This window comes from Mesorhizobium sp. M0923 (assembly GCF_040319365.1).
In the GTDB taxonomy this organism is placed as follows: domain Bacteria; phylum Pseudomonadota; class Alphaproteobacteria; order Rhizobiales; family Rhizobiaceae; genus Mesorhizobium.
The window spans coordinates 1-17,626 of sequence record NZ_JAMYNW010000017.1 but is presented as its reverse complement, the minus strand read 5'-3'; the positions used below and the strand labels follow the sequence as shown (position 1 = coordinate 17,626).

At 62.4% G+C, this 17,626-nt stretch carries 17 protein-coding genes; 9 read left to right on the top strand and 8 right to left on the bottom strand.

Features of this window, described 5'->3' with window-relative positions; genetic code table 11:
* Positions 1-211: 211 nt before the first annotated feature.
* The 7 genes from NKH89_RS25025 to NKH89_RS24995 all read right to left on the bottom strand — a co-directional run bounded on the left by NKH89_RS25025 (position 212) and on the right by NKH89_RS24995 (position 6,945).
* The gene (locus NKH89_RS25025) at positions 212-1,315 is read right to left on the bottom strand and encodes an ABC transporter ATP-binding protein (RefSeq protein WP_023722319.1); all 1,104 of its coding nucleotides are present in this window, start codon (positions 1,313-1,315) and stop codon (positions 212-214) included.
* Positions 1,315-2,418 carry an ABC transporter ATP-binding protein gene (locus NKH89_RS25020; protein ID WP_352484972.1) on the bottom strand — a complete coding sequence of 368 codons (1,104 nt, stop codon included), beginning with the start codon at positions 2,416-2,418 and terminating at the stop codon, positions 1,315-1,317. Before NKH89_RS25020 ends, NKH89_RS25025 begins: the two co-directional genes overlap by 1 nt.
* Positions 2,415-2,636, bottom strand: a complete 222-nt coding sequence (locus NKH89_RS25015) for a hypothetical protein (protein ID WP_023722317.1) — start codon at positions 2,634-2,636, stop codon at positions 2,415-2,417. Before NKH89_RS25015 ends, NKH89_RS25020 begins: the two co-directional genes overlap by 4 nt.
* Positions 2,633-3,592 (bottom strand): carbohydrate ABC transporter permease, encoded by a 960-nt coding sequence (locus NKH89_RS25010; RefSeq protein WP_023722316.1) that lies wholly within the window; start codon positions 3,590-3,592, stop codon positions 2,633-2,635. The genes NKH89_RS25015 and NKH89_RS25010 overlap by 4 nt, the downstream gene beginning before the upstream one ends.
* A 1-nt stretch (position 3,593) precedes the next feature.
* Positions 3,594-4,499: a carbohydrate ABC transporter permease gene (locus NKH89_RS25005; RefSeq protein ID WP_352858374.1), complete on the bottom strand. Its 906-nt coding sequence runs from the start codon at positions 4,497-4,499 to the stop codon at positions 3,594-3,596.
* Positions 4,500-4,573: 74 nt separating this feature from the next.
* On the bottom strand, positions 4,574-5,890 hold the full coding sequence (locus tag NKH89_RS25000; RefSeq protein ID WP_023722314.1) for an ABC transporter substrate-binding protein: 1,317 nt from the start codon (positions 5,888-5,890) through the stop codon (positions 4,574-4,576).
* Positions 5,891-6,249: 359 nt separating this feature from the next.
* Positions 6,250-6,945, bottom strand: coding sequence for a TetR/AcrR family transcriptional regulator (locus NKH89_RS24995; RefSeq protein WP_023722313.1), 696 nt, complete (start codon positions 6,943-6,945; stop codon positions 6,250-6,252).
* 107 nt (positions 6,946-7,052) lie between these two features.
* Between NKH89_RS24995 and NKH89_RS24990 the strand changes: the two genes are divergently transcribed.
* From NKH89_RS24990 to NKH89_RS24980, 3 genes are read left to right on the top strand one after another with little or no spacing between them, the layout of a single operon-like run.
* On the top strand, positions 7,053-8,249 hold the full coding sequence (locus tag NKH89_RS24990; RefSeq protein WP_352910427.1) for a Tm-1-like ATP-binding domain-containing protein: 1,197 nt from the start codon (positions 7,053-7,055) through the stop codon (positions 8,247-8,249).
* A gap of 11 nt (positions 8,250-8,260) precedes the next feature.
* Positions 8,261-9,100: a phosphoenolpyruvate hydrolase family protein gene (locus tag NKH89_RS24985; RefSeq protein ID WP_352484966.1), complete on the top strand. Its 840-nt coding sequence runs from the start codon at positions 8,261-8,263 to the stop codon at positions 9,098-9,100.
* 16 nt (positions 9,101-9,116) lie between these two features.
* Positions 9,117-9,536: a cupin domain-containing protein gene (locus NKH89_RS24980; RefSeq protein WP_023722310.1), complete on the top strand. Its 420-nt coding sequence runs from the start codon at positions 9,117-9,119 to the stop codon at positions 9,534-9,536.
* A gap of 12 nt (positions 9,537-9,548) precedes the next feature.
* Here the strand turns inward: NKH89_RS24980 and NKH89_RS24975 are convergent, their stop codons facing one another.
* Positions 9,549-10,736 carry a M24 family metallopeptidase gene (locus NKH89_RS24975; RefSeq protein ID WP_352484965.1) on the bottom strand — a complete coding sequence of 396 codons (1,188 nt, stop codon included), beginning with the start codon at positions 10,734-10,736 and terminating at the stop codon, positions 9,549-9,551.
* 364 nt (positions 10,737-11,100) lie between these two features.
* Here NKH89_RS24975 and NKH89_RS24970 point away from each other — a divergent pair, with 364 nt between their 5' ends.
* The 6 genes from NKH89_RS24970 (at position 11,101) to NKH89_RS24945 (ending at position 16,982) form a co-directional block, all read left to right on the top strand.
* Positions 11,101-12,711, top strand: a complete 1,611-nt coding sequence (locus tag NKH89_RS24970) for an ABC transporter substrate-binding protein (RefSeq protein ID WP_352592826.1) — start codon at positions 11,101-11,103, stop codon at positions 12,709-12,711.
* Positions 12,712-12,993: 282 nt separating this feature from the next.
* A complete protein-coding gene (locus tag NKH89_RS24965) occupies positions 12,994-13,980 on the top strand; it encodes an ABC transporter permease (RefSeq protein WP_352484963.1) in 987 nt (328 codons plus the stop codon).
* Positions 13,977-14,807 (top strand): ABC transporter permease, encoded by an 831-nt coding sequence (locus NKH89_RS24960; protein ID WP_023722306.1) that lies wholly within the window; start codon positions 13,977-13,979, stop codon positions 14,805-14,807. The genes NKH89_RS24965 and NKH89_RS24960 overlap by 4 nt, the downstream gene beginning before the upstream one ends.
* Entirely contained in the window at positions 14,804-15,691 is an 888-nt protein-coding gene (locus NKH89_RS24955) for an ABC transporter ATP-binding protein (protein ID WP_352910422.1), read from the top strand. Before NKH89_RS24960 ends, NKH89_RS24955 begins: the two co-directional genes overlap by 4 nt.
* Positions 15,688-16,479 carry an ATP-binding cassette domain-containing protein gene (locus tag NKH89_RS24950; protein WP_352910419.1) on the top strand — a complete coding sequence of 264 codons (792 nt, stop codon included), beginning with the start codon at positions 15,688-15,690 and terminating at the stop codon, positions 16,477-16,479. Before NKH89_RS24955 ends, NKH89_RS24950 begins: the two co-directional genes overlap by 4 nt.
* Positions 16,476-16,982: an L-2-amino-thiazoline-4-carboxylic acid hydrolase gene (locus NKH89_RS24945; protein ID WP_023722304.1), complete on the top strand. Its 507-nt coding sequence runs from the start codon at positions 16,476-16,478 to the stop codon at positions 16,980-16,982. Before NKH89_RS24950 ends, NKH89_RS24945 begins: the two co-directional genes overlap by 4 nt.
* Positions 16,983-17,626: the final 644 nt, after the last annotated feature.

Genomic DNA, 17,626 nt, shown 5'->3' with positions numbered 1-17,626 from the left:
TGCAAAGCCCGTTTGGGACCAAAGGATCAGCCTATTCGACAAATCGGAGCATCCGCATCCCCCGTACGGGGGATGACGGGAAGACTCGAGCATTTCGCAGCCAAGTGGAATCACACGGCGTCGCACAAATGCGACTAAAATAGATAGCTAGAGCGGGATGCACGGTCAATTTGAACGCATCCCGCTCTAGCTGCAGTAAAGAGGCTTGTACTTAGCCGGCGTGACGCAGGCTTATTCCGCTGCCCTTGTCGAACAGCACCACCTTGTCCGGGTTCCAGGCAAAGCGCACCGGCTGCTCTATCTGCACGTCGGTCCTGGCCGGCACAGTGGCGCGCAGCATGGCGTCGCCGACCCGCAGCGTCAGGATCTTCTCGACGCCATGGTTCTCGACGTCATGGACCCGCGCCTCGACCGGCGCGCCGGTCTCGAGATAGACGTCCTCGGGACGAATACCGAAGACGAGCGGGCGACCGTCGGTCGCCGCGCCCGTCTTGGCACCCCCCGAAGTCTTGGCACCCCCCGCAAACGGCAATTCGAAATTCAGCGGTGCCATCACCGCACGTCCGTTAACAAGCTTGCCATCGATGAGGTTCATCGGCGGCGAGCCGACGAAGCTCGCCACGTAGGTGTCGCGCGGATTATTGTAGATCTCGTACGGCGTGCCGGTCTGGACGATGCGGCCATGGTTGAGCACGCCGACCTTGTCACCCATCGACATCGCCTCGATCTGATCGTGCGTCACGAACAGGAAGGTGGCGCCGAGCTGCATCTGCAGGTTCTTCAATTCGGTGCGCAGCGCCTCGCGCAATTTGGCGTCGAGCGCCGACAACGGCTCGTCCATCAGGAATACCCGCGGCTTGCGCACGATGGCGCGGCCGATCGAGACGCGCTGCATCTCGCCGCCTGAAAGCCGGTCGGTCTTGCGGTCGAGCAGATGCTCGATCCGCAGTGTCCTGGCAGCGCGGTCGACACGATCCTTGATCTCGGCATCGGGCAACCGGCGGATCTTCGGCTTCAGCGGAAATTCGAGGTTTTCGCGCACCGTATAACGCGGATAGAGCGAATATTGCTGCAGCACCAGCGCCACGTCGCGCTCGGCCGCGCCCCAATCGGCGACATCGACGCCGTCGATAAAGACCTGGCCTTCGCTCGGTTTTTCCAGGCCGGCAATCATGCGCAGCGTCGTCGTCTTGCCGGCGCCGGTCTCGCCGAGCAGGACGAAGAACTCGCCGTCGGCGATGTCGAGGTCGAGCCCGGTCAAAGCGGTGTGGTTGCCGAATTTCTTCGAAATGTTCTTGAGCTGGATGTGGGCCATCAGAGTCTCACTCCCAGCGATTTGCCGCTCGCCGTGTCGAAGAAATGCGCCTGGCTGGGATCGATTCTGACGAAGACCCTTTCGCCGGGGCCGCCGATGAAGCCGCTCTTGGTGCGTGCACGCAGCATCTTGGAGCCGACCTTGAGGTCGACGATATCGAAGGAGCCGAGCGGCTCAACGATCTGCGTCTCCACCGGCAAGAACCCCTCGGCGGCTTCGCGGCGAACGAGAACGCCTTCCGGCCGGATGCCGAGCGCGAGCTGGCCGCCGGCATGGCCGTTGAGCTTCGACAGCAAGGTGCGCGGGAATTCGAAGCCGGCGGCCGCATCGCCGACCGTGACCGAGGCCGACGAGGCTTTCTCGGTCACCGAAGCGTCGGCGACGTTCATCACCGGGCTGCCGACAAACTGCGCGACGAAAAGATTCGCCGGATGCGAATAGACCTCGTCCGGCGAGCCGACCTGCTGCAGTACGCCCTCATGCATGATGACGATGCGGTCGGCGAGGCTCATCGCCTCGATCTGGTCGTGAGTGACGTAGATGCTGGTCGAGCCCTGCTTGATGTGCAGCCGCTTGATCTCGGCCCGCATCTCCTCGCGCAGCTTGGCATCGAGCGCGCCGATCGGCTCGTCCATCAGCATCGCCTTCGGCCGCCGCACCAAGGCTCGGCCGATCGCGACGCGCTGCATGTCGCCGCCGGACAGGGCCGACGGTTTCTTGGCGAGGAGATCGCTGATCTGCAGCGTCTTGGCGACCGAGCGCACCTCGCTGTCGATCTCGGCCTTGCTCTTGCGCGTCGCCCTCAGTGGAAAGGCGATGTTCTCGTAGACGCTCATATGCGGATAGAGCGAGAACGATTGGAAGACCATGGCGATGTCGCGGTCGGCGGCCTTGAGGTGCTGGACCGGCTTGCCGTCGATGAGGATGTCGCCGCCGTCGATCGTCTCCAGTCCGGCAACGGCCCTGAGCGTCGTCGTCTTGCCGCAGCCCGACTGGCCGAGCAGCACGATGAACTCGTTATCGTCGATCTTCAGGTTGAGGTCCTTGATGACCTGGACGGCGCCGAAATATTTCTGGACGCCGCGAAGCTCGATCTGGGTCAATGCTGTGCCCCCGGGTTTGCCCCTTGCCCGGTGCCGGCCTTCTCCTCCGGCGCGATCTTGGAGGTGATGTTGAAGCCGATCAGGCCGATCAGGATGATGGTCACGCCGTAGCTGTGCAGCAGCATGTGCCATGGCTGGCAGAGCGCGATGATGCCGAGCACCATCAGCACCTGGCTGCCCGGTTCAAGATATTTCTGATTGATGTCGCGAAAACTCATTTGCGGATCGCTCCGAAGGACATGCCGCGCAAGAGGTGGTTGCGGAGCAGGAAGGTGAAGATCGCAACCGGCAGCAGGAACAGGAAGGTTCCGGCGGCAATCACCGTCCAGTCCGGCAGGCCGGCGCCGACCTGGCTGGGAATGAAAGGCGGCGCCGTCTGGGCACGGCGGCTGGTCATGATCAGTGCGAAGGCATATTCGTTCCACGCCGTGATAAAGCAGAACACGGCGGTGGCGGCGATGCCGGTGGCGGCCTCGGGCAGCACGATCTTGAAGAAGGCCTCCATGCGCGTATAGCCGTCGACGAGGGCCGCCTCCTCATACTCCTTGGGGATCTCGTCCATGAAGCCTTTCATCAGCCACACCGAGAAGGACAGGTTGAAGGCGGTGTAAAGGATGATCAGGCCGACATGGGAATCGTTGAGGCCGACCGCCCGGTACATCAGGAACATCGGAATGGCGACGACCACCGGCGGCAGCATGCGCGTCGACAGGATGAAGAACAGCAGGTCCGCCTCGCCTTTCACCTTGAAGCGCGAGAACCCATAGGCGGTGAAGGTGCCCATGCCGACGGCCAGGACGGTCGAGGTTATGGCAACGATCAGCGAGTTCATGAAACGGCTCGGATAGCCCGACCACTGCACCTGGCCCTTGCCGTCGCGCACGATCTTTTCGCCGCCATTGAAGACGACGCGCTCCCACCACGGCGCAGCCGCGTACTCCTCCGGTGATGGCGGGCTGCGCAGCTGCGAACGCTTGGTGAACAACTTGACGAAGGGCGATATCTCCGGCTGGAAAACCACCGTCGGCGGAATGGTGGTGGCGAGGTTGCGCGGCTTGAACGCCGTCGAGGCTATCCAGTAGATCGGCGCCAGGAAGATGATCGTCACCAGCAGGACGGCGACGATGGCGACCCGGTTGAAGGTGATTTCGGAAGAAGTGCGGACTGCGGCCATCTCAGCGCTCCTTCACCTTGTTGAGGTATTTGACATAGATGTTGGTGATCGCCAGCACCATGATCAACACGATGTAGGCGAGCGCGCAGGAGCGCCCGGTCTGCCATTCCTGGAACGCCATCTTGTAGAGCCGGATCGAGATCAGCTCCGCCGTCGGCTGGCTGGTCAGGATATAGGCGAGGTCGAAGGTCTTGAACGCTTCCATGGTGCGGAAGATGACCGCGATCATCAGGATCGGCGCGACCAGCGGCAGCGTGATGCGGAAGAAGGTGTAGAACGGCCCGGCCCTGTCGATCGCGGCGGCCTCGTAGAGATGCTTGGGCACGGCCGACAGGCCGGCCAGCGACAACAGCATGACGAAGGGCGACCACATCCAGATATCGGTCAGCGCGACCGCATAGAGCGCCATTTTCGGATCCGACAGCCATTCGAAGGTGCCGAGGCCCAGCGCATAATTGATGATGCCGAAGGACGGATCGTAGAGCAGTTTCCAGAACAGGCCGACGACGGCCATAGACAGCATCATCGGCAACAACAGGAGCGTCGTCAGCAGGCCCTTGAGCGGAATGTCGCGGTTGAGCAGCATGGCCACGCCGAAGCCGACGAGCAGCTGGCCGGCGACCGAGATGATGACGTATTTTGCGGTGATGGCGAAGTTGGACCAGACATAGGGATCGCTGAGCAGGTCGCGATAGTTTTGCAGCCCGACGAAATTCGCCGCCGCGCTGGTCGAGGCGCGGAAATCGGTGAACGAATAGCCCAGCGAATAGATCAGCGGGAAGATGTTGAAGACGATCAGAAACAGGATCGTCGGGATGATGAAGAGATTGCGGATCGAAATGTCGCTTAGACCGCGAGCAGCGGCCCGCGAGGACCCGTCCAGCGTGGTGATCATCGTGGTCGCCAAGACCCTGCTCCCGGTTCAAGAATCAGAAAAAGAAACGGAGGAGGCACGAACGCCCCCTCCGTGAAGCTTCATACTTATTGGCCGCGGCCGTATTTCTTGAAGGTCGCGTTCCAGTCGGCTGCCAGTGCGTCCAGCGTCTCCTTGGCGGTGCCTTCGCCGCCGATCATGTAGGGGTAGATGCGCTGGTTGAGCTGCTGCAGCAGTTCGGCATATTCCGGAACCGCCCAGAAGTCCTTGACCTTGAACATGGTCTCGTAGAACGCCTTGTTGTAGGGCGTGGCGTTCTGGAATTCGGGCGACTTGAGCACGGCGGCACTGCAGGTGTAGCCGCCAAGCGCTGCCCATTTCTTCTGGGTCTCGTCCTTGATGAACCATTCCAGGAACTTGGTCGCCTCTTCCTGCTTCTGCGAGTAGGAAACGATGGAGATGCCCTGACCGCCGAGTGCGGCGAACTGGTCCCCGTTCGGGCCGGGAGGATTGGCGAAGAAGCCGGTGTTCTTGGCGTTCGGGTTCGACGCCTCGTTGATCAGCGAGGGGAAGAACGCGAAGTAGTTCATGCTCATCGCCGCCAGGTTTTCAGTGATCGCCTGGTTGTCCTCGACGAAGAACGACTTGGCCCAGCCCGGAGGCGTGAACTTGTAGAGTTCCTTGTAGGCGTCGAGCGCCGCGATCGCCTTGTCGGAGTTGATGAAGCCATCGACCTTGTAGGTCTTATAGTCACCCAGCTCGCCGCCAAAGGAGAACAGCGCGTTTTCGAAGCCCATCGCCATCGCGTCATAGGAATTGTCGGTGTAGATGGCGATGCCGTATTTTTTCTGGTCCGGCCGGTAGAAGAACTCGGCGATGTCGCGCAGCGCCTTGAAATCCTTCGGCACGTCGAGATCGTAGCCATACTTGGCCTTGAAGGCTTCCTTTTCCTTCGGATCCTCGAACCAGTCCTTGCGGTAGGACCAGCCGACAGCGTCGCCTTCAAGCGGGATGGCCCAGTACTTGCTGCTGCCGCCCGGATATTCGGCGTAGTACTTCACCGTCGCCGGTGCCATCACGTCGCCGACCTTGTGCTTGTTGAAGAAGTCGGTCAGGTCGACATAGTGGCCACCGGTCGAGCCGGCACCGAGCCATTGCGAGTCGCCGACGACCATATCATAGGCGTCGCCATGGGCGTTGAACTCGGTGAAGGCTTTGGTCTGGAAGTCGGGCCACGGTGTGGTTTCCACCGTGATTTTGACGCCGGTTTCCTTCTCGTACTCGTTGCCGAGTTCCTGCAGGTAATTGGCCGGATCCCATTCCGCCCAGAAGATTGTAAGTTCCTTTTCCTGCGCGTAGACGGACGTTCCGCAGGCTAGCACTAAGCCGATACCAGCAAGCAAGCTGGTCATTGTCTTGCGCATAATGATTTCCTCCCTTGTGCGCATTCTACCGCGTCATGCGAGCCGGCGGCGAGGCCGGCCCTGGTAGTCCTCCCGTGACGGCACCGTTCCGGTTTTTGAGCCTCCTCGTTCGACCGAAACGGATATTAGCCTTCACCCTTTGATCCGCTTTATTTGTCCTGATCTGGTATTACCAATTTCAGACGAACGTCAAGCCCTTTCTTGGACGGCGGCGGACACGCAGACAAGTTGGTTTCTGCGATATCTGCCTGTTTTCCCTGAATTTTCCTACTCCTTGATACAGAGGGGCCTTGCCTCGGCCGCTGCATCGCCAATAGTATGAGTAGGCAGGGTGCAAATCTGGTCGAACCAGATTGGCGTCATCTAGCGGCTGTCATCGGTGCGATCCCATCTCCTTCAATCATCGATTCCGTCACAGCTGCGCGTACCAGCGCGCTGGCGGCCCATTGCGCGACCGACATCATACTGCGGCTGTCCAATCCCCATATATCCTTCAGTACGATCAGCATCTCAACACCGAAGATCAATGACAGCGCCTGCGCGAGCCGCTTGAATTCGCGCGGCGGCAACCGGCCTTTGAGTGGCGCAATCGCATCTTTCAAAAGATCGACGCGATGGCCGCGCGTGAACGCCGGTTCGCCGTCAAACGTGCCTGCCTGTCGCTGCGCCCACTGGTCGAGCGACAGTTTCAGCGCCGCCTTGAACGTCGCTTCGAAGGCCTCGATGCGCGGCATGGCGGTCTCGAACAGCTCGGCCACCCGGCGCTCGGGATCGGCAGAGCTCGATTTCCAGGTAAGGATCGGTCCGAGCCCCTCATCGACCACCGCCTGCACCAGCGCCGCCTGGCTCGGAAAATACCGATAGGCGGTGGCGCGTGAGACTTCCGCCGCCTCCGCCACCTCGCTGACCGACGGCGTGGCGCCCGCCTGCATCAGCTTTGTCGCCGTCTCCAGCATCAGCCGCCTGGTGCGCGCGCGGGCCCCGCGCTCTACCCGCGGGTTCGGCCCCTGGCCGGCATCGTCGTCCGTTGCCGCTTGTTGACGTGAGACATTCATGTCAATACGATACGCGCGTCTCAAAAAATTGCAATGGCCCTTCGCGCCGTCGAATGGCCGGGCAAAGGGGCGGCAGCGTCGAACACGCCCAGGACCGGGGAAACGCGATGAAGCGCATCTATGTGGTGGGCACCGCCGACACCAAGGGCGAGGAACTCGCTTTTCTGGCCGATGCGGTCGCCGCAACCGGCGCTTCGATTGCCCGTGTCGACATCGGAACACGCGGCGCGACCGTGCCGGTCGATGTTTCGGCAGACGAGGTCGCCAGCCACCATTCAGAGGGTCGCAATGCCGTGCTCGGCGTCGACGACCACGGCACCGCAGTGGCGGCGATGGCTGCCGCCTTTGCCCGATTTGTTCAATCGCGTAGCGATATTGCCGGGATTATCGGCATCGGCGGTGGCGGCGGCACCTCGATCATCACCACAGGCATGCGCACGCTGCCGCTCGGCCTGCCCAAGATCATGGTTTCGACCTTGGCCTCCGGCGACACCGCGCCTTATGTCGACGTCTCCGACATCGTCATGATGCCGTCGGTGACCGACATGGCCGGCCTCAACCGGCTTTCCCGTGTCGTGCTCCACAATGCCGCCCAGGCGATATCAGGCATGGCGGCAAAGCCGGCGCCGCCGGCCGACGGCAGACCCTCGATAGGCCTCACCATGTTCGGCGTCACCACGCCGTGCGTGACCGCCAACGCCGACGAACTTCGTTCGACTTATGACTGTATGGTATTTCATGCCACTGGAACCGGCGGCCGCACCATGGAAAAATTGGCCGACAGCGGCTTGTTGTCCGGCGTCATCGACATCACCACGACCGAAGTCTGCGACTTGCTGTTTGGCGGCGTGCTGCCGGCGACGGACGATCGCTTTGGTGCCATCGCCCGCACCGGGCTGCCTTATGTCGGCTCGGTCGGCGCGCTCGACATGGTCAATTTCTGGGCGCCGCCAACAATTCCGGAACGCTATCGCGGCCGGCTATTCTATGAGCACAATCCAAACGTCACACTGATGCGCACCACCGCCGACGAAAGCAGAATGATCGGCGAATGGATCGGTACAAGGCTGAGCCTCTGCCAGGGTCCGGTTCGTTTCCTCATTCCGGAGAAAGGCGTGTCGGCGCTCGACATCGAAGGCGGCGCCTTCTTCGACCCTGAAGCCGATGCAGCTTTGTTCGAGGCGATCGAGCGCACCATCAAACCCGCCAAAACGCGGCGCGTTCTGCGCCTGCCGCTGCATATCAACGACCCCGAATTCGCCTGGGCCGCCACAACGGCCTTCCTCGACATCGCCAGACAGTGAGACACCAAGATATGGCCGCCATACCGCGCAAGAAAATCCTGGAGAAATTCCGCAAGATGATCGCGGACGGCGTTCCGATCGTCGGCGGCGGTGCCGGCACCGGCCTGTCGGCCAAGGCAGAGGAAGCTGGCGGCATCGACCTGATCATCATCTACAATTCCGGCCGCTACCGCATGGCCGGGCGCGGCTCGGCCGCCGGCCTGCTCGCCTATGGCAACGCCAACGAGATCGTCAAGGAGATGGCCTACGAAGTGCTGCCGGTAGTGAAGAAGACGCCGGTGCTGGCCGGCGTCAACGGCACCGATCCCTTCGTCATCATGCCGCTGCTTTTGGCCGAGTTGAAGACGATGGGCTTTTCCGGTGTGCAGAACTTTCCGACCATCGGCCTGTTCGACGGCCAGATGCGGCAGAGTTTTGAAGAAACCGGCATGGGCTTCGGGCTCGAGGTCGACATGATCGCCGAGGCTCACAAACTCGACCTGTTGACCACGCCCTACGTCTTCAATCCAGACGAGGCTCGCGCCATGACACAAGCCGGCGCCGACATCGTCGTCGCCCATATGGGGGTGACCACCGGCGGTTCGATCGGTGCGACCTCGGCTAAATCGCTGGACGACTGTGTGAAGGAGATCGACGCCATTGCCGAAGCGGCACGCTCAGTGCGCGAGGATATCATCCTGCTTTGCCATGGCGGGCCGATCTCGATGCCGGACGACGCCAAATATATTCTCGAGCGCTGCAAGGGCCTGCACGGTTTCTACGGCGCGAGTTCGATGGAACGGCTGCCGGCGGAAGCTTCGATCGCCAGGCAAACGGCGGATTTCAAGGCCGTCACGTTCGGCGCTGCGTAGAAGAAGGGGTGAGACGATGACCGACAACAGCAAGGTGTTCGTATACCCAAAAGACGTCAGCGCCTTCGGCTTCGACTGGGGCAGGCTGTCGCTGACGGTCGCTCCCGAAGTGAACGGCGCGAAGCGCTTTTCCGGTGGTGTCGTCGACCTGCCGTCGGGCAAGGGCCATACGCGTCATAACCATCCGGGTGCCGAGGAGATCATTTTCGTCATCTCAGGCAATGGCGAGCAGATGGTCGAAGACGAGAAGGGCAATCCGGTCGTCGAGAAGGTCGGCCCCGGTTGCACCATCTATGTGCCGGAAAGCCGCTTCCATTCGACGCTCAATACCGGCGACGCGCCGATGCAGCTTTTCGTCGTCTATTCGCCGGCCGGGCCGGAATTGGCACTGCGCGACCTGCCGGATTTCAGGCTGCTGCCGTCAGGTGGGAATTGAGATAGACGGCGCCTAAGCCCCGCCCCTGTTCCAGCCCCTACCCCGATCGCCGAACATAATGTAACCGGCGCCGGTCACCGCCACCGTGTCCTCCAGCTTGATGAAGCCGCGCGTCGGGTGGAGCATGGTCGTCTCGACCGAAAGCACCATGTTCTTCTCCAGCGGCTTTGCGGCATAGGTGCCTTCATAGGTCACCGGATGGTTGGTCATCAGGAACGGCGCTTCGTGCGTGATCAGCCCCATGCCATGCGCGAAGAAATCGGTATAGGCCGCAACCTTGGATTTCTTCAGCACGCCTTCGGCATGAGAAATCATGTCACCGCCCAGCGTGCCCGCCTTTACCTTGGAGAAGGCCGCCTGCTGCACCGTCTCGATCTCGGCCAGCAGATCCTCGAGTTCGGCGTCAGGCTCACCCAGCACGCCCATGCGGCAAAGGTCGCCGATATAGCCGTGGTAGTTGCCGCCGGAATCGATCGACATCACCTCGCCCTTCTTCCACGTTTGCGGCGAGGCCGCGCGGTTGTGACTGGAGCCTAGCGTCAACAGGCAATATTCGAAATGCGCGCCGCGATTGGTCTCCTCGCGCCTGAGCTGTTCGATGATCTCGCTCTTGGTTGTGCCTTCGCGTGCCCAGCCGATGGTCGCCAGCATGGAATCGGTGATCAGCTCCGAAGCAATGCGCAGCTTCTCCAGCTCGGCTTCGGTTTTGATTGCTCGCATGCGCTCCAGCATGTGCGTGGCGTCGATCAGCTTGGCGTCCGGCAGCGCGTTGCGGATCAGCATATAGGCGTCGGACGGCAGGAAGGCGGGCTCGATGCCAATGCGGGCATTGCCCTTGCCGATCTTCCGCAAATGCTCGACCGCCAGGTTGGCGGCATCGAGCGTGCCCCAGCAGGCGGCATGCAGTGTCGGCGTCCAGAACGGATGGTTCTGGTGCTCGCCGCCCTCCATGCGGTTGCCGATATAGGCGGCATGCTCCGGCCCGCCTTTCTCGTAGACGACGACAGGCAGATAGCGGCTATGGCCGATCGCATCCATGGCGGCGAAGAAGATGAACTTGTAGCCGCCAAGCAGATATTGCGTGTTGTGCTTGGAGGTGGCGAGCAGCACGTCGATGCCGGCTTCCTCCATCAGCCCGTCCACCCTGGCCTGGTCGAACGGCACGCTGCCGACGACATTCTTGCCCGGAGCAACGTTCATTGTCTCTCTCCCTGAAGTGCCATGACCGACCGCACGTGGCGCCGGCCTTTCTGGTTTTAGAGCCTTGGCTCCCCTCAAATCTGCATCATTTTGCCCGGTCTGGTCCAGCCAGAATGGGTCGAGCGGGCGCCAAAAGCTCATTCCGCTACCGGCATGGTCTAATCTGGTCCGGCCAGATCAGCGCATTGGACCGCTTCCCTGTAACTGGTCCAGCGGACGGAAATTTCAAAGCCACGTGAGGATGCGCCAATTCCGTCTCTGGCGAAACCCCGGACAAGGGCCATAATCAGCTTTGCAGGATGCTCACGAGCGTCCGAGGGGTACGGCGCACCCGGCCGGGTCGCGGAGAGGACGGAGTTCGATCATGCCAGAGTTCACCATTTCCAGGCGTACGATACTTGCGGGTTCGGCATTGCTGCTGGCCTCCACCGCCATGCCGACGATCGGCTGGGCGCAGACGCCGAAAAAGGGCGGACGACTGGTTGTCGCCGCTGATTCCGAGCCGCGCAATCTCAATCCGGCGATTGTCGCCTCGAACGGCGTCTTCTTCATCTCGAGCAAGATCGTGGAAACCTTGGCCGAGGCCTCCTTCGGCGGCAAGGACGGGCTCGAGCCACGGCTGGCGCTCAGCTGGGAAGGCGCCGCCGACGGCCTGTCGGTGACGTTCAAACTGCGCGAGGCCGTCAAATGGCATGACGGGAAGCCCTTCACCTCAGCCGATGTCGCCTTCTCGGCGCTGCAGGTCTGGAAACCGCTGCAGAATCTCGGCCGCACCGTGTTCAAGGATCTGGAGGCGGTCGACACGCCGGACGAGGCGACCGCCGTGTTCAAATTCGCCAAGCCGACCCCGTTCCAGCTGATCCGCAACGCCTTGCCGGCGCTGAGCAGCGTGGTGCCCAAGCACATCTACGAGACCGGAAAGATCGAGGACAACCCGGCCAACAACGCCCCGGTCGGCACCGGACCGTTCAAATTTGCCGAATACAAGCCCGGCGAATATTACCGGCTGGAGAAGAACACCGACTATTGGGGCAAGGACGAGCCCTATCTCGATGAGATCATCTATCAGGTGCTGCCGGACCGCACGTCGGCGGCCAGCGCGCTCGAGGCCGAAGAGATCCAGCTCGCCGCCTTCTCCGCCGTGCCCCTGGCCGATCTCGACCGCATCTCCAAAGTGCCCGGCCTCAAGGTGATCACCAAAGGATACGAAGGGCTGACTTACCAACTGGTCGTCGAGATCAACCATCGCCGCAAGGAGCTGGCCGACCTGAAAGTGCGCCAGGCGATCGCTCACGCTATCGACAAGGATTTCGTCGTCAAGACGGTGTTTCTCGGCTATGCCGCCACCGCCACTGGCCCGGTGCCGAAAAACGACCCGCAATTCTACACCGCCGACGTGCCGACCTATGCTTTCGACGTCGCCAAGGCCAACGCCTTGCTCGACGAGGCCGGCTACAGCCGAGGCGATGATGGCAAGCGCTTTTCGCTGAAACTGCTGCCGGCGCCCTATTTCAACGAGACCAAGCAGTTCGGCGACTATCTTCGTCAGGCGCTCGCCGCCATCGGCATCGACGCCCAGCTGGTCAACAACGACTCTGCCGCGCATATCAAGGCGGTTTACACCGACCACGCCTTCGACCTTGCGGTCGGGCCGCCGGTGTTCCGCGGCGATCCGGCGATCTCGACCACCATCCTGGTGCAGAGCGGCATTCCCGACGGGGTGCCTTTCTCCAACCAGGGCGGCTACAAGAACGCCGATCTCGACGCTCTGATCGCCAAGGCATCGGAGACGCTTGACACCGCCGCCCGCACCGAACTCTACAAGGAGTTCCAGAGAAAAGTTGCCGCCGACCTGCCACTGATCAACGTCGCCGAATGGAGTTTCATCAGCGTCGCCCGCGATACGGTCAAGAACATCGCCAACACCCCGCGCTGGGCGGTGTCGAACTGGGCGGACACCTATTTAGAATCGTGACACATTCTGGCGGATGAAAATTCGCGCCGAAATCCGTGTGGAAACTTGGTCAAATACCGAGTTCCTTCACACCCCCCTCTGTCCTGCCGGACATCTCCCCCGCAAAGGGGGAGATTGGCTGGCCGCAACGTCGGCTTATTTGCCTGCTGCGTTGAAGATTGGCGAAATCGCTAATGACATCCGATCTCCCCCCTTGCGGGGGAGATGTCCGGCAGGACAGAGGGGGGTGGGAAGAAACACCGCATCTCCTAATTGCCACTGCGCCAAGCACCCGGCGCCGCCGTGAGCCGCGCCCTCACCCTCCTTCGCCGTCGCCTCGTCGGCAGCATCTTCGTGTTGCTGATTGTCGTCATCGGCACCTTCCTGTTGCTCGAAGCCGCTCCCGGCGATGCGGTCGATGCCTACATCGTCTCGACCGGCGGCGACGCCGGCATGATCGAGCTGTTGCGTCACCGCTGGGGGCTCGACCAATCTGAGCTGACGCGGCTGGCCAATTACCTTTGGGCGCTGCTGCATCTCGACCTTGGCCAGTCCGTCACCTTTTCGCGGCCGATCCGCGATGTCATCACCGAGCGCCTGCCCAACACGCTGCTGTTGATGGGCAGCGCCACTGCGCTCTCCTTCGGACTCGGCTCGGTGCTCGGCATCTATGCCGGCGCCAGACCCGGCAGCGTCCGTGATCGCTTCCTGTCTATCGGCTCGCTGGCGGTCTATGCCATACCGGGCTTCTGGCTCGGGCTGGTGCTGATCATCGTCTTTGCCGTCGACCTGCGCTGGTTTCCGATCGGCGGCATCGAGAGCATCGCCTCGGCCAGGACCGGCCTTGATCGCGCTGGCGACATCGCCCGCCATCTCGTCCTGCCGGTCTCCGCGCTCGGCTTCATTTATCTCGCGCTCTATCTGCGCATGATGCGCGCCGGCATGGCCGAGGTCTGGCGGCAGGATTTTGTCCTCGCCGCTCGCGCCAGGGGACTTTCCCGCCGTCGCGTCGTGCTCGCCCATGTCGCCCGCAACGCGCTGTTGCCGCTGGTCACCATGCTTGGCCTGCAGTCCGCGCAAATGCTGGGCGGCAGCGTCGTCATCGAAAGCGTCTTTTCGGTGCCAGGCCTTGGCCGATTGGCGCAGGAAGCGGTGGCGGCACGCGACACGCCGTTGCTGCTCGGCATCATTCTCGTCAGCGCCGTTCTGGTCGTCATCATCAACCTTCTCGTCGACATCGCCTACGCCGTCCTCGATCCGCGCGTCAGAGCCAATGAGGCCGGCGCGTGAACCCGCTTCGCCGTTTTCTCCGGACGCCGGAAGCGATCGCCGGCATTGTCATCCTGGCGGCGCTGTTTGCCGTGGCGCTTGCCGCACCTTTGTTCTTTCCCGGCGATCCGCAGGCCATTGCCGGGCCGGCATTGCTGCCGCCGTTCCAGGACTGGTCGCTACCACTAGGCACCGACCGCCTCGGCCGTGACATGCTGGCCGAGCTTTTCCACGGCGCCCGCACCTCGCTGGCGGTCGGCCTGGCGGCCGCCGCCGCCGCCCTTGCCGTCGGCGCAGTGATCGGCACGCTGGCCGGCTTTGCCGGCGGCCTTATCGACGAAGTGCTGATGCGCATCACCGACGCTTTCCAGACCGTGCCAGCTTTTCTGCTGGCTTTGGCTTTCGTCAGCATCGTCGGGCCGTCGCTCGGCGTCGTCGTCGCGGCGATCGCACTGGGCGCCTGGACCGGACCGGCACGCGTGGCGCGAGCCGAAGTGCTGTCGATCCGCGAGCGCGATTTTGTAGCGGGCGCCCGCGTCATCGGCATGCATCCGCTGGAGATCGCCTTTCGCGAGGTGCTGCCCAACGCATTACCGCCGGTACTGGCATTGTCGTCGGTGATCGTCGCCGCGGCGATTCTCACCGAAGCGGCATTGTCCTTTCTCGGCCTCGGCGACCCCAACCGCGTTACCTGGGGCGGCATGATCGCCGAAGGCCGTGCCGTGCTGCGCACCGCGCCGTTCCTGTCGATCGTTCCGGGAATAGCACTCGTGCTCACGGTGCTAGGTGTGTATCTCGCCGGCGAAGGCGTCGTCGAGACGACGGCGGTGAGGAGGGGCCTGTCGTGACGGCGCTGCTTTCGATCCGCAATCTGACGGTGACCTATCGCCGCGATGGCTCCGAGGTGACGGCACTAAAGAGTGTCAGCCTCGACATTCCCGCCGGCGAGCGCTTTGCCATCATCGGCGAGAGCGGTTCGGGCAAGAGCACGCTGGCGCTTGCCATTGCCGGGCTGCTGCCGGGTTCTGCCAGGATCGAAGGCCGCATCGATTGGCTCTTGCGCCCGCCGCCAATGTCTGGTGCCAAGACACCCCCCTCTGTCCTGCCGGACATGTCCGGCAGGACAGAGGGGGGTGCGACGGGACGTCAGCCTGCAAGTCTTCGCGACCATGCTTCAATCGGCGGCCGTGACATCGGCTTCATCTTCCAGGATCCATCGGCGAGCCTTGACCCGGTGATGCCAATTGGCAAGCAGATCGCCGAGGTCGCCTACACCCACCTCGGCCTCAATTGGCCGCAAGCCTACGCGAAGGCCCAAAACTTGCTTGAACGGGTCCGTCTGCCCGACCCCAATGCGGCTATGCATGCCTTTCCACACCAGCTTTCCGGCGGCCAGAAGCAGCGCGTCGCCATCGCCGCGGCAATCGCGTCCGGCCCGAAACTGCTGATCGCCGATGAGGCGACCAGCGCGCTGGACACCATCGTGCAGGCCGAGATCGTCGCGCTAATTCAGCAATTGGTGGCCGAGGACGGCATGACGCTGTTGTTCGTCAGCCACGACATCGCGCTGGCCGCTGAGCTGGCGGGGCGCATCGCCGTGTTCCGGAATGGCGAATTGATCGAACTCGGTGCGACGGCGCAGGTCGTCAGTGCGCCGCGGCACACTTACACTCGGGCGCTGCTTGACGCTCATCTCGGCCTCGACGCCGAGCCGCTGTTGCAGCGAACATGACCAGTCCTCTGCTCGCCGTTTCCGGCCTGACCAAACGATACCCTCGCGGCGGCAAGATCATTGCCGCGGCAGATAACGTTTCCTTCCACATCGAAGCTGGCGAGACGCTGGCGCTGGCCGGACCTTCAGGCAGCGGCAAGTCGACGATAGCCCGGCTGATGCTGCGGCTCATCGAACCCGACGCCGGCCATATCGAATTTGAAGGCAGCGACTTCCTGTCAATGAACGGCGCTGCCTTGCGCCACCGGCGCGCTCGTCTGCAGATGGTGTTTCAGGATCCGCTCGCCGCCTTGAACCCGCGCGCCACGGTGGCGCGCGTGCTCGATGACCCCTTGCGCATCCATCACATTGCCTCTCGTGCCGAGCGCCCGCGCCGTATTGCCACTCTGCTGGAACGCGTCGGCCTCAGTCCCGGTCTCGCCGGCCGCGCCATTCACGAAATTTCCGGCGGCCAACGCCAACGCGTCGCAATCGCCCGCGCGATCGCCACAAAACCGTCGCTGGTCGTGCTCGACGAGGCCGTGTCGGCGCTCGACGTTTCGGTGCGCGGGCAGATCCTGCGGCTGCTGCTCGACCTTCAACGCGAGGAGCGCATCGCCTATCTGTTCATTTCGCACGATCTCGGTGTCGTCCGTGCCATCGCCCACCGCGTCGCCATTTTGGACGCCGGGCGCATTGCCGAGAGCGGCGATGCCCGTACCGTCATCGACGCGCCGCAATCCGCGATCGGCAAGGCGCTGGTGGCGGCAGCGCCAAGACTGTCAAGGATCGAACAGGACGCATCATGACCGACGTCGAAGCCCGAGCCGAAAAACTGTCGCGCGAACTCGATTCCGCCTTCCGTAACCGCGCCGATCTCTATCGTCTGTTGCTCGACGAGCTAACCGCGGAAGTTGGCGCGGAAAAGGCTGAGGCTATCATGATCCGCACCATCGAACGGCGCGGCAAGGAGGTTGCGGCGTCGGCCTTCGCCGATTTCGGCCCGAACGACGCACCGGCAATCGGCGAGGCGTTCCTCGCCGTCAGCCCGGATGGCGGCCGCATGTATCCGACCGACGTCGAACGCGGCCAAGGCCGCATCGCCTTCAAGGTCAAGCGCTGTCCGCTGAAGGACGCTTGGGTCGAAGCCGGCGTTGGCGACAAGAAGCTCGCCACGCTCTGCCGCATCGCCGGCGCCTTCGACCGCGGCCTGTTCGAGGCCACCGGAGTGCGCTTCGACAACGTCACCTGGACGCCGGGCCACGGTTCCGGCTGCTGCCACATCGCTTTGACCAACCGGGATGCCGGCTAGAGCTGCAGTTCGAGCCATGTCGGCGAAGACGTAAAGTTCCGTTTCGTAACCGGCGCCATAAGGCAAGCGGGGGTTTTGATGTGTGCATTGCAAGGAATTGGTGCCGGCCGGAGGCGTCTTTGTGGGTTCACGGCTGTGGCCTCGAGCCACGGCAATCAAATCAATCCGAGATTTTGTCGGATTGCGGCATTCTTATTCGTCTTCAGTAGGGGAGTTCCTGGAGGTGAATTATGAGCGAATTGCCGGTGGTCAGAACGCGACTCAAAGGCAAAAACCTTACGCAGAGCATGCTGATCCCAACGGAGAACATGGTCGCAGACGAGCTCCGGGCTGCGCGACCTGGCCACTTGTCGGACCTTGCAGAGTTACGACGTAAGCTCGCGGCAAAATACGGAGCAGACGCCTGCTGCCCAGTGACTGTGCGGCGGCACTTGGTGCATATCAGTCAAGACGGCAGCGCGCCCTTTTGGCGCGTCGTAAATCCCGATCGGCCATTCGCCCGACGTATGAGAGGTGGATCGGAACACATACGCGAAAAATTGTAAGCGCCAAGCTGACCCCATCTGGCGCGGCTTGAGGTGATGAGCGAGACATACTGACACTGAAGCAAGGAGCCGAGGAGCTTGCAGTGTCAATTTCTATGT